Source organism: Nocardia sp. NPDC002869 (assembly GCF_046764065.1).
GTDB lineage: Bacteria > Actinomycetota > Actinomycetes > Mycobacteriales > Mycobacteriaceae > Nocardia > Nocardia rhamnosiphila.
Genome location: NZ_JBKOOL010000169.1, coordinates 1 through 11951, shown reverse-complemented (window position 1 = coordinate 11951; position 11951 = coordinate 1). Strand labels below are relative to the sequence as shown.

The 11951-nt window shown below is 67.7% G+C and carries 9 protein-coding genes; 3 read left to right on the top strand and 6 right to left on the bottom strand.

Annotated elements, in window-relative coordinates; translation table 11 throughout:
• Window positions 1-123: 123 nt before the first annotated feature.
• Window positions 124-327 (bottom strand): DUF397 domain-containing protein, encoded by a 204-nt coding sequence (locus ACLML9_RS24095; protein ID WP_411947657.1) that lies wholly within the window; start codon window positions 325-327, stop codon window positions 124-126.
• Window positions 324-1205, bottom strand: coding sequence for a helix-turn-helix domain-containing protein (locus ACLML9_RS24090; protein ID WP_411947656.1), 882 nt, complete (start codon window positions 1203-1205; stop codon window positions 324-326). Before ACLML9_RS24090 ends, ACLML9_RS24095 begins: the two co-directional genes overlap by 4 nt.
• A 467-nt stretch (window positions 1206-1672) precedes the next feature.
• Here ACLML9_RS24090 and ACLML9_RS24085 point away from each other — a divergent pair, with 467 nt between their 5' ends.
• On the top strand, window positions 1673-2008 hold the full coding sequence (locus ACLML9_RS24085; RefSeq protein ID WP_411947655.1) for a hypothetical protein: 336 nt from the start codon (window positions 1673-1675) through the stop codon (window positions 2006-2008).
• Between the two features lie 473 nt (window positions 2009-2481).
• Here the strand turns inward: ACLML9_RS24085 and ACLML9_RS24080 are convergent, their stop codons facing one another.
• Window positions 2482-3342, bottom strand: coding sequence for a MaoC family dehydratase (locus ACLML9_RS24080; RefSeq protein WP_265806152.1), 861 nt, complete (start codon window positions 3340-3342; stop codon window positions 2482-2484).
• Window positions 3342-4700, bottom strand: a complete 1359-nt coding sequence (locus ACLML9_RS24075; RefSeq protein ID WP_411947654.1) for a 3-oxoacyl-ACP reductase — start codon at window positions 4698-4700, stop codon at window positions 3342-3344. The genes ACLML9_RS24080 and ACLML9_RS24075 overlap by 1 nt, the downstream gene beginning before the upstream one ends.
• Before the next feature lie 191 nt (window positions 4701-4891).
• Between ACLML9_RS24075 and ACLML9_RS24070 the strand changes: the two genes are divergently transcribed.
• The gene (locus tag ACLML9_RS24070; RefSeq protein ID WP_030524856.1) at window positions 4892-6184 is read left to right on the top strand and encodes an acetyl-CoA C-acetyltransferase; all 1293 of its coding nucleotides are present in this window, start codon (window positions 4892-4894) and stop codon (window positions 6182-6184) included.
• 297 nt (window positions 6185-6481) lie between these two features.
• On the opposite strand, the gene gnd is transcribed toward ACLML9_RS24070, so the two are convergent.
• Window positions 6482-7513, bottom strand: a complete 1032-nt coding sequence (gene gnd, locus ACLML9_RS24065; protein WP_411947653.1) for a phosphogluconate dehydrogenase (NAD(+)-dependent, decarboxylating) — start codon at window positions 7511-7513, stop codon at window positions 6482-6484.
• Between the two features lie 842 nt (window positions 7514-8355).
• Here gnd and ACLML9_RS24060 point away from each other — a divergent pair.
• Window positions 8356-10629, top strand: a complete 2274-nt coding sequence (locus ACLML9_RS24060) for a VanW family protein (protein WP_411947652.1) — start codon at window positions 8356-8358, stop codon at window positions 10627-10629.
• Window positions 10630-10686: 57 nt separating this feature from the next.
• On the opposite strand, the gene ACLML9_RS24055 is transcribed toward ACLML9_RS24060, so the two are convergent.
• The gene (locus tag ACLML9_RS24055) at window positions 10687-11778 is read right to left on the bottom strand and encodes a DUF4185 domain-containing protein (protein ID WP_411947651.1); all 1092 of its coding nucleotides are present in this window, start codon (window positions 11776-11778) and stop codon (window positions 10687-10689) included.
• Window positions 11779-11951 lie beyond the last annotated feature (173 nt).

The window sequence follows — 11951 nt, the reverse complement described above, 5'->3', positions numbered from 1 at the left end:
GTCCGGGGCGCCTTCGTTTCTACCCGGTCTCAGTACGGGTGCCTTGCCTAGATAGCCGAGATTCAGCCCTTCCGGTTGGTCGTGGCCGGGCCTGTTCGGGGCAGGCGTTCCTCTTGTTGGTGACTACGGTCGATCGAACTCGCCTGCTTTGGTTACGGCCAAGAACACGTCCCATTCGCCGGGTGCGAAGACCAGCGCCGGCCCTTCCGGGTTCTTGGAGTCCCGTACGCCGACCAATCCTCCGTCCAGATGTGCGGCTTCCACGCAGTCCTTGCCACCATGACTGCGGCTGCTTTTGAACCACTTCGCGGCCGTCTGATCGATCACGCTTGCCACTCCTTCATTGCCTTCAGCATCAGGTCCTTGGATGCTGACCTCGGCAACGCTACATGTCGAATCTTCCCTGCTTCGTGGGAAAACCTGCTGACCTCGGTCTCCCGTTCCAGGTAGAGGTCGCCGGCGAGGCCCTCGACGTAAGCGACCGGCGGTTCTTGGAGCTTGGAGGTCAGAAGTGGCGGAAAGGAGAACAATACGAACGGCGCGGCAGTCAGACCGCTGGGGTTCTTGGCTCGGAAAGGAACTATCCGGATTTCGACTTGCTCGGACCTGTCCAGCAAATGTTGGATCTGCGCTGCCATTATCTCCGGATTACCGACCTGGTAATGAAGTACCCCCTCGGCAAGTAGCGCTTCGAAGCGGAAGCCTTCCTGTTCGAGCATGGACTGTCGTTTGGCGGCCATGTCGAGCATCCGATCGACTTCCTCCGATGAAGTATCAGGAGACGTCGCCCATGTGATCGCACGGCGATACTCCCGAGTTTGCAGCAGCCCTGGTACCAAGGTCGTCTGCCATGAGGTCGCCCAGTTCGCCGCTTCTTCGAGTGACAGATAGTGGTCGAAATTGGTCGCCAAGGAGTCCGCGTAGGCACGCCACCAACCACCGCCGTTTGTGGATGATGTTCGGATCTCCTGCGCCAGCGAGAGCAGTAGCCGACGTTCCGAGTCGCTCGCCGCATAGGCATTCGCCAGTGTATTCAGCAGCATATCGGTGACTTTGGTGATACGTCCGTCTTCGAGTCGGCCGTAGGTCTGGGGGCTGGTCTCGGCGATCCGCGAGGCCGCCGTCGCGGTGAGGCCGTTCCGCTCGCGCAGTTTTCGAAGCTGACGTCCGAGAGCTCGCCGTGGAAGGGTGGATCCAGGGGGCATCTTCTTACCTTCGCTAACCGGATCGATGGAATATGGATGCGTTCATGGCGAATTATCCCGGTATCGACCATGGATTTTCCACGATAGCTATTTCGAACATGTTGTGGCAGAGATCTACTGGAGGAGCACCCGGCGCAGGCCGGCCCCGGAGCTCTGGGGGACATCAGATCAACGCCAGGAGCGCCGCGATCTGGTGGTCCAATCATTCACAGTTGGTCGCTGATGCCGTGTTGGACCCTGCGCCGGGTGCATACCAAGACTATCCAGGAGTAGGGGATCATCCATGCCGGTCAAAGGATTACGGGGCTGTCCTCCTTCGAGTGCGGTCTACCCGGAAGGGCTACCGGTGCGTACACCGGGTGCGTCCGGGGCTCCGGGCGGACCGCCTGCCGTGCTGCCGCCGATCGAACAGCTGGAGCGCATCGCGCATGCCGTTCGGCGCTGGTGCGCCGCGTCGGGAGGTCTGCGTGGCAACTGCTGAATCTCCCACCGCTATCGCGCTGGTCCGGCGCGATGTTCCACTGCCTACCGTGGACCTCCCGAAGCTGGCGGCGCGGCATGGGTACCGGCTCGCATTCACTGTTTTCACGGATGCGGGCCCGCTGGTGACCGCGTTGGCGGTAGCCCGGCATGCGGAGGACCACAACGCCCGGGCGGTGGTGGTCCCCGGCTTCGAACACGTGGATTCGGTCCGGCAATTCGTCACCGACCTCGCCGCCTTGATCACCCCGATGAGGTTCTACCCGCGTGGCCATCGCTGGCCCGGTGTCGACCCTCCTGGAGCGCGGACAGTGGATGGCTGATCTGATGCTCGTCCAATTGTCATTGGGTCTGGCAGGTCTCACGGTTGCCCTGTGGTGGCCGGAATAGGGAAAGAGGGTCGGTGTGGCCTCTTCTGTAGGAAGGGGCCACACCGGTTGCACCCCCCTGAGCCGCGAGCGGGATCGGTGTAGGCGTCGAGCCTGTGCATGGTCCGTACCTGGCTACGTCGCACCGTCATGGCCGGCCACCTCGAACAGGTATTCAGCGGATAGGGAGTCCGCTCTTACAACCTGCCCGCGAGCGTGATATCGCCGCTCTCCGTCGCCCGTCCTATGTGCAACCCAGGGTGAAATGTCGTTACTGCCACCGGATGTTTCTGGGCGTCCGATTACTATCATGGATGATACTTTCATTGATGATAGTATCGCTGACCAGGACTAATGATCCCGCGACAATATGAAAACCCCGCCCCGAAGAGCCCGGAGCGGGGTTTCTTATCGAGTGAGCCGCTACCTCAGCGCAGCGTGGCGGTCAGGTGGGGATAGCCCTTCTTCGGATGCTTCAGAGCCAGATCCCACCCCTGCTCGACCTGATCGGCGTACACGTTCACAGTGGACGGCAGCAGGATCGGTTTACCGAACTTCACCGCGTAGGAGACCTTGTCCGGGACCCGGCCCTCGACCGTGGCGAGGATCGTTGCCGCCGACCACATCCCGTGCGCGATCGCCCGGGGGAAGCCGAAAGCCTTGGCACCCAATGCCGAGGTGTGGATCGGGTTCTGATCACCGGAGGCGTTCGCGTAGCGGGTGATCGTCTTCTGGTCCACCTTCCACGTCCGCAGCGGGGGCGGCGGCACCTCGTCGGGTTTCGGTTCGGGCTTGGGGCCGCCCGAGAGCGAGGTCTTCTGCTGGTGCAGGAAGGTGGTGACCTGCCGCCACACCAGTTCCCGGCCCACCCGGATCTCGCTGATCGCGTCGACCAGTAGGCCTTTGGGGTGTTCCCGCAGGTTCTCGATATGCGCGGTGATATCGAGCGGTTCGCTCAGCGAGATCTCCCGGGTGCGTTCGATGAGGTTCTCCGCGTGCACCGCGCCGACCGCTACGAACGGGAAATCGCGCTGCACCACGAGTTTCATCACCAGCGGGAAGGTGATGATGAACGGGTAGGTGAGCGGCAGGGTGTCGCCGAAGCGCAGTCCGGTGGCCGCGCAGTAGGCCGCCAGGTGTTCGGGGTCGACCCGGTAGCCGTCGAGCCGGACTGCGCGGTCCGGGATCTCGGATTTCCGCGCCGAGACCAGCGGTATCGCGCCGAGTACGGCCTGGGCGTACAGGCCGCCGTTCTTCGGCGGTGCGTCGAGGGTGATGGTCTCGGTCATCACGCGCCGATCATGCTCTGGCCGCAGACCCGGACGATATTGCCGTTCACCGCGTTCGAGGCCGGGCTGGCGAAGTAGGCGATGGTTTCGGCGACGTCCACGGTCTGGCCGCCCTGGTTCAGGGAGGCCATCAGCCGGCCGCCTTCCCGGGTGGCCAGCGGGATCGCGGCGGTCATGGCGGTCTCGATGAAACCGGGCGCGACGGCGTTGATGGTGATGCCCTTCGCGGCCAGTTCGGGGGCCTCGGCGTTCACCATGCCGATGACGCCGGCCTTGGAGGCGCCGTAGTTGGTCTGCCCGCGGTTACCGGCGATACCCGCGATGGAGGAGACGTCCACCACCCGGCCGCCCTCCTTCAGCGCGCCCGCGGCCACCAGGCCCTGGGTGATGCGGTGCGGCGCGGCCAGATTCACGTTCAGGACGGCGTTCCAGCGGCCCTCATCCATATTCGCGAGCAGTTTGTCCCGGGTGATTCCGGCGTTGTGCACGATGATGTCGATTCCGCCGAAACGTTCGGTGGCGAATTCGGCGAGCCGCTGGGCGGCGTCGGGTGCGGTGACGTCGAGTGCCAATGCGGTGGCGCCCACCTTGTTCGCGGTCTCGGCCAGCGCCTCACCGGCGGCCGGGATATCGGCGACGATGACCTTCGCGCCGTCGCGGGCGAAGACCTCGGCGATGGTGGCGCCGATACCGCGGGCGGCACCGGTGACCACGGCGACCTTGCCGTCGAGTGGCTTGTCCCAGTTCGCGGGCGCGACCGCGTCGTCCTTACCGACCCGGATCACCTGACCGTCCACGAACGCCGATTTGGCGGACAGCACGAACCGTAGGGTCGAGGCGAGACCGGTGGCCGCCGGGGAGGCGTCGGGGTGCAGGTACACCAGCTGCGCGGTGGCGCCGCGCAGCAGCTCCTTGCCCACCGACCGGGTGAAACCCTCGAGCGCGCGCTGGGCGATCTGGCCGTCCACGCTGCCGGCGAGTTCGGGGGTGGTGCCGATGACCAGGACCCGGCCCGACGGCGCGATACTGCGCATCGCCGGCTGGAAGAACTCGAAGAGCTGAGACAGGTCCTCGATGCTGCCGATCCCGGTGGCGTCGAAGACCAGTGCGCCGTATTTGGTGCCGGTGGCGAGAGAATCGGCGAAGGTGTAGTCGTCGGCCAGCAGCGCCCGCAGCGGTTCGGCGACCCGGCCCTTGCCGCCCAGCAGCACCGGTCCGGGTAGTGGCGGCTCGCCGGCCACGTAGCGTCGCAACTTCTCCGGTTTCGGCAGGCCCAGCTTGTTCGCGAGGAACCCGCCCGGCGCGGAGTTGACGAACGATCCGTAGAGGTTGGGTGCACCCTTGCTCTTGGCTGCCACAGTTCCCACCTTTTCTGTTGCTCGATGTGGTGTGTCGGTAGTCGCCGGAGGCGGTGTCGACATTGAACTTACTCAGGAGTAAGTTTATCGTAAACCGAGCGCGGGCGGGCGTCGGACGCCGTAGCGGGGAGCCGCGGCCCGGGCCCGGAGCACCCGACCCTCTCGCCAACTCGACAACCTGGGAGACCCGAGTGACCACCACATCCCGTTCGACCCGTCCGGTAGCGATCCTCGGCGGTAACCGCATCCCGTTCGCGCGTTCCGACAAGGCCTACGCCCACGCCTCCAACCAGGACATGTTCACCGCCACACTGGATGGGCTGGTGAGCCGCTTCGGCCTGCAATCGGAGCGGCTGGGCATGGTCGCCGGCGGCGCGGTGCTCAAGCGGGTCGGCGAGCACGGCCTGATCCGGGAGAGCGTGCTGGGTAGCCGGCTCAGCCCGTACACCCCCGCCCACGATCTGCAGCTGGCCTGCGGTACCGGCCTGCAGGCCGTCGTCACCGTCGGTGACGCGATCGCGGCCGGCCGGATCGAGGTGGGTATCGGTGGCGGCACCGACACCACCTCCGACGCGCCCATCGGGGTCAGCGAGCGGATGCGTGAGTGGATGCTGAACATCAACCGCGCCCGCACCAATGCCGAGCGGCTCAAACTGGTCGGTCAGCTGCGCCCGGGCATGGTCGGTATCGAGATCCCGCGCAATGCCGAACCCCGCACCGGCCTGTCGATGGGCGAGCACGCCGCCATCACGGCCAAGGAGTTCGGGGTCTCCCGCGATGCTCAGGACGAACTGGCATATCTGTCGCACAAGAACATGGCCGCCGCCTACGAGCGCGGCTTCTTCGACGATCTGGTGACCCCGTTCCTCGGCCTCACCCGCGACGACAATCTGCGCCCGAACTCCTCGCTGGAGAAGCTGGGCACGCTGAAGCCGGTCTTCGGAGTGAAACTGGGCGACGCCACCATGACGGCGGGCAACTCCACCCCGCTCACCGACGGCGCGTCGGCGGTGCTGCTGTCCAGCGACGAATGGGCGGCCGAGCGCAATCTGCCGGTCCTCGCGCATCTGGTGGACAGCGAAGTCGCCGCGGTCGACTACATCCACGGCCCCGACGGCCTGCTCATGGCCCCCACCTACGCGGTGCCGCGGCTGCTCGCCCGCAACGGCCTGACCCTGCAGGATTTCGATTTCTACGAGATCCACGAGGCCTTCGCCTCGGTGGTGCTGGCCACCCTGCAGGCCTGGGAATCGGATCAGTACTGCAAGGAGCGGCTGGGCCTCGACGGGGCGCTCGGCTCGATCGACCGCACCAAGCTGAACGTCAACGGTTCCTCGCTGGCCGCCGGGCACCCGTTCGCCGCCACCGGCGGCCGGATCGTCGCCCAGGCCGCCAAACAACTGGCGGAGAAGGGTTCGGGCCGGGCGCTCATCTCCATCTGCGCCGCGGGCGGTCAGGGCGTGGTCGCCATTCTGGAGCGCTGAACCGGCCGGGTACGGGTCCGTCCGGCGGGTGAGGGAAGCGCCCACAGCCGCGGCGGAACCCGGACCGGCGCAGGGGAGAGGAGGTGCCCCGATCGGGAAGGTCGGGGCACCTCCGTGCCCGGTCTCGCATGGACGCGATCTCCGCCGCGCGATGCTCGGACCCCGCTCCACCGACGCGAGAACATCGTCGTCGACAACGAGCACCGCCGGATTGCTGTGACCGGAGTGTTCCGGCCGGTCGGTGGCGCGCACCGATCGGTGGAGAGAGTGCCGACCGCCCGGCACGGCCCTGCGGTCCTAGCCCGATCCGGGGAGTTCGTGATGTCCGCCGAAGGCCTCGCGCATCGCGGAGAGGGCTTTGTCCGCGTACGCCGATTCCCCGCGTGAAGCGAAACGCTGGAACAGCGCCGCCGAGAGCACCGGAGCCGGTACTCCGATATCCACCGCGGCGTCGAGGGTCCAGCGTCCCTCTCCGGAATCGGAGACCCGGCCGCCGAAGGACTCCAGATTCGGGTCGGCATGCAGTTGGGTCGCCGTGAGGTCGAGCAACCAGGACGCCACCACCGACCCGCGCCGCCAGACCTCGGCGACCTCCGCGATATCGATGTCGTACCGGTAGTACTCCGGATGTTCGAGGGGGGTCTCCTCCGCGGAGTACTCGCCGCCGGCACGGTGGCCGTAGTCGGCCTTGTGCATGATGTTGAACCCCTCGGCGTAGGCCGCCATGACGCCGTACTCGATCCCGTTGTGCACCATTTTCACGAAGTGGCCCGCCCCCGCGGGACCGCAGTGCAGATAACCCTCTTCGGCCGGTCCGGGCTCTCCCGTCCGCCCGGGGGTCCGCGGCGCGGCCGCGACGCCGGGCGCGATGGCCCGCAGCAGTGGTTCCAGGTACCGCACCGGCGCCGGCTCGCCGCCGATCATCAGGCAGAACCCGCGGTCGCGGCCGAACACCCCGCCCGAGGTGCCGATATCGAGGTAGTGGATACCGAGCGGGGCCAGCTGCGCGGCCCGGGCGATATCGTCGTGGTACCGGCTGTTGCCGCCGTCGATGACGATATCGCCGGGCTCCAGCAATTCCGCCAGCTGGTCGACCGTGCGACCGGTGAGACCGGCCGGAATCATCACCCACACCACGCGGGGCGTGTCGAGGTCGGCGACGAACTCCGCCAGGTCGGTGCTGCCCCGGAAGCTGTCGCCGAGTTCGGCGGTGAGCTCGTCGATCACCTCGGCGTGGCGTTCGCAGCCCACCGCCGTATGACCGGCCGCGACGATCCGCCGCACGATATTGGCCCCCATCCGGCCGAGCCCGATCATGCCCAACTGCATCTCGCGTCCCCTTACTCGTAGAGGTCGGATCGCATGCCGTCCCCGATTGTGCCCGCCGCTCGAGAACATTCGTCGAGTTCGTGTGTAACGACCCGCGCGCGGCACCGATATACCGGTCGGCTCCGTGCATTCGCCTGACCCCCGACCCGGCGACTGCACGGGGCCACTTTGCTGCCCAGGGCTTTGTTCGGGCGATATGTCCCAACTGCGACGTCAGTGGCTATCCAGATGGCGCAGCTGTGACCGATCCGGCACTGAAGATTACAGTTCGGACAACTATCGTTGGCGAAGGCTCGCACCCCGCGAGTCCCCGAAGTATCGATTGGGGAGGACGGTTCGTGAGCAGCGAATCGAACACCGACCGAGGTGACAGACGCGACCACGGCCGCCCGCAGCCGATCGACGGCGGCCTACGTCAGCTGCTCGATACCGGCCGCGCCCAGCAGGGTCAGCAGCCGTCCGCACCGACCGAACCGGTCGAACAGGCCGACAATGTCGCCTCCGGCTGGCGCGGCGGCAGCTCCTGGTTGAACCCCCGCACCGGCTCGGCGGCGCAGCGGTCCGAATCGGACCAGGCCTCCACGCCGCCCGGTTCGGTTTCCGGCGGCGCTTCTCCCCACCCCTCGCCCCACGATCCGGAAGTCCCTCGCCTCGCTCAACCGGGACCGCCCGGCCGCGAGCCCGGCGCCCCGGCACCGTCCGGTCCCGGACCGGCAGGACCCACCGGTGGCCGGTCTTCCACGGGCCCCGGACCGGCGGCACCCACGGGTGCCCGGCCTTCCACGGGCCCTGGATCGGCAGCCACCACCGGCGTCAGGCCTTCCCACGCCCCCGGGCCGGCAGTGCGTTCCGATGCCAGGCCTTCCCACGGCCCCGGCGCGACGGCGCCCTCCGGCCCCGGACCTTCCCCGGGCCCCGGTGCCCCCTCGGGATCCGGCGGACCCGCCGGTCCGGCTCGACCGCCCGGCCCTGCCCGCCGCCCCGGTCCCGGGCCGTCCACTCCGCCCGGCCCCGTCCCGGCCGACCCCACCGGGCCCGAGTACACCACTCAGCAGTTCCCGCTGCCCACCGCCGCGCCCGCGCCCGCCGCGTTCGCCGACGCGGACCCGGACGACGCGCCGACCGAGGTCTTCGATTCGAGCGCGCTGAACCAGCGGCTCTCCGGGGGACCGTCCTCCTGGCCGGGCCACCCGAACAACCCGACCAGCGCGGATATCATGGCGCACGGCGACAGATCCGGTCCGCCCGCGCGGCCGCGCGGTCCGGGCGGGGGCCGCGGCACCGGTGGGTCCGGTGACGACAGCGGTCGTTTCTCCGCCGCCCGGTCCTGGCTGCGCGACTCCGCGAACGCCCGGCGCATCCTGCTGGTCGCCGCGATCGTGTTCGGTGTCGCGCTCGTGGGCTATATCGCCGACCTGGTGATGACCTCGGGCAAGGTTCCGCGCGGCGTCGAGGTCGCCGGGGTCGCCATCGGCGGGATGGACGAAGACGACGCCCGCGCGAAACTGCAGGAAACCCTCGACTCTCGGTCCGGCGAAGTCGTCCCGGTGAAGATCGCCGATGTGCAGACCCAGCTGGTTCCGGCCGCGGCCGGCCTCGGCGTGGACTGGGAGGCGACCTGGGAGCGTGTGGGCGGTCAGCCGCTCAACCCGGCTTCGCGGCTGCTGTCCTTCGTGGCCACCCGCAAGGTCGCGGTGGCCAGCTCGGTCGACGAGGCTGCGCTGAGCCGGACCTTCGATGAACTGAGGGTGCACGACCAGCCGCCCGTCGAAGGCGGTATCCACTTCGAGGGCACGCGGCCGGTCGAGGTGAATCCCGTGTCGGGCCGCGTCCTGGACCTCGCCGCGGCCCGCACGGTCATCACCGAGCAGTGGGCGACCGCGAGCACCCTGGATCTGCCGGTTGCCGTGGCGCCGCCCGCCGTCCGCCAGGACGCGATCGATGCGGCCATGCACCAGATCGCCGAACCCGCGGTGAGCGCGCCGGTGTCCTACACCGGCAAGGGAGACGCCACTGCCGCGCTGAGTCCCGAGCAGATCGCCACCATCGTCGGGTTCGTACCGGACGGGCACGGCGGGCTGCGGGTCGAGTTCGACCACAAGGTGGCCACCGATCTGCTCGCCCCGCAGCTGGCCGCCACCGAAGTCGAACCGAAGGACGCGACCTTCACCTTCTCCGGTGCGCCCACCGTCGTGCCCGCCGTGGTCGGCGACAAGGTCAACTGGGCCAAGACGCTGGAGCAGCTGCCGGCGATGCTCGCCGCTACCGGCGCTCCGCGCACCACACCGGCGATCTACGAGCGGATCGAACCCAAGCTCACCACGCAGGCCGCCGAGGCGCTCGGTATCAACGAAACGATGGGCGAGTTCACCACCAGCGGTTTCACCGGTCCGTCCGGGGTGAACATCCGCACAGTCGCGCAGGAGGTCGACGGTGCGATCGTCAAGCCCGGCGACACCTTCTCGCTCAACACCCACACCGGTCCGCGTACCGCCGCCGAAGGCTATGTGGAATCGGGCATCATCGATCACGGCCGGCCCAGCAAGGCCGTGGGCGGCGGGATCAGCCAGTTCGCCACCACGCTCTACAACGCGGCCTATTTCGCGGGCCTGGAAGACGCCGGCCATACCGAACACAGCTACTACATCTCCCGCTATCCGGCGGCCCGCGAAGCGACCGTATTCGACGGCGCCATCGACCTGCAGTTCCGCAACAACACCCCGCACGGCATCTACATCCAGGCCTTCGCCGACAGCTCCGAGGTGACCGTACGCATCTGGGGTACCAAGACGGTGAACGTGGAATCGATCACCGGCGACAAGACCAAGCCGACGGAACCGGAAACCATCACCCTGCCCGAGGGGGACGACTGCATCGCCTCCACGGGCGCTCCCGGGTTCACCATCTCCGACACCCGGGTGATCACCGATATCAACACCGGAGCGGAGGTCTCCCGCCACACCCGGACGGTGAAGTACGACCCGGTGCCGGAGGTCAAATGCGAGTCACCGGAAGACAAGAAGCCGGAGGAATCCACCGGCCAGCCGAGCGGCGGCAGTCAGCCCAGCGGTAGCACCCCCGGCAGCCGGCCCAGCAGCCGTCCCGGTTCGCGCTGAGAAACGACACAGTGCCCGCCTCGGTGAGCCGGGGCGGGCACTGTCGTTTCCGAGGGGTTACAGCGGGGTGCGCATCAGGAGCACGTTGTACTGGCGATGCACGGTGAGCAGGAAGTACAGGTCGCTGCCGGTCTGATAGGGGAAGATCATGGGCGCGTAGGCCGTCGGCAGAGCAGCCGCTTCCAGCAGCACCCGGGGCGTGCTCCATGGACCCTCCGGCGCGTCCGCGGTGCGCAGCACCACCGAGTTGTACGGATCGGTCGTCAGCATCACGAACTTGCGTAGATGATCGTTCCACTGCACCGACAGCTCGGCCACCCCGTCGACGACCGGCGCGGCGGCTCTGGCATCGTTCGGTTTCCAGCCCTGCCCGTCCCAGTACTCGTAGGCGTCGATATTCGCGATATCGGCTTCCCGTACCCGGGACACGTACCCGGGATGGTTCCGGCCCGCCGGAGTGCCGTAGCGGTACACGAATCCGTCGTCCTTCACGAACGCGTTCTGCTGGAACCTCTCGTGGCCGTCCACATTCGCCCGGCGCGTGGTCGGCAGCTGCGCCCAGGTCCGTCCGCCGTCACCGGACGCGGCGAGCGTGGCGAAGTTGGTGGACCACAGGCCGTGGTCGCCCCACTCCTTCACCGACATCATGCTCAGGTACTGCACGCCGCCCACCGAGATACCGGCGGTCGGGATGAAACTGATCTCGATCCCCGGGATCTTCGGGCTGGGCAGCGGATTCGGGACCGCGCCGTCGAAGGCGATGCCGTGGGCCGGATCCTTGGTGTGGCTGAAGAACAAGGCGTTGCTGGTCCACGCCCACACACTGCCGGCCAGCAGATTCGGCACGCCCAGACCCGCGGAATCGCCGAAGGCGGTCAGCATGGTGCCGGCTCCGTCGTCCCACATCACCCCCAGGTCGGTGCCCAGCACATTCACCCGCTGAGTCCGGTTGGGGCTGTCCATACCCGTCACCTGGTAGATGGCCTGGGTGTCCCCGGGCAGCGTGGGCAGACCGCGGGGTTCGCCGTTGATACCGGGGATGGGATTCACATCGTTCGGATCCGCCACCGCCGGACCGGCCAGCACGAGGGCCGCGACGGCACCGGCGACCCCGGTACGCACTAGGAGGGACAGCGGACGGGGGGCCATTCTCGATGTCCTCCTGCTGGGTGGCGAGGTGGTTCGATGGCCCATCTTGCCACGATCACAGCCGCCCCGCGGGGTCTGTGTCTTTGGCGCCGCCTTCGGCGGCGCGGGGTCGAGGCCCCCTTGGTCCCGCCGTTCAGGCCTCGAGACTCGAGCCTTCGGCGCATGCGACGTGC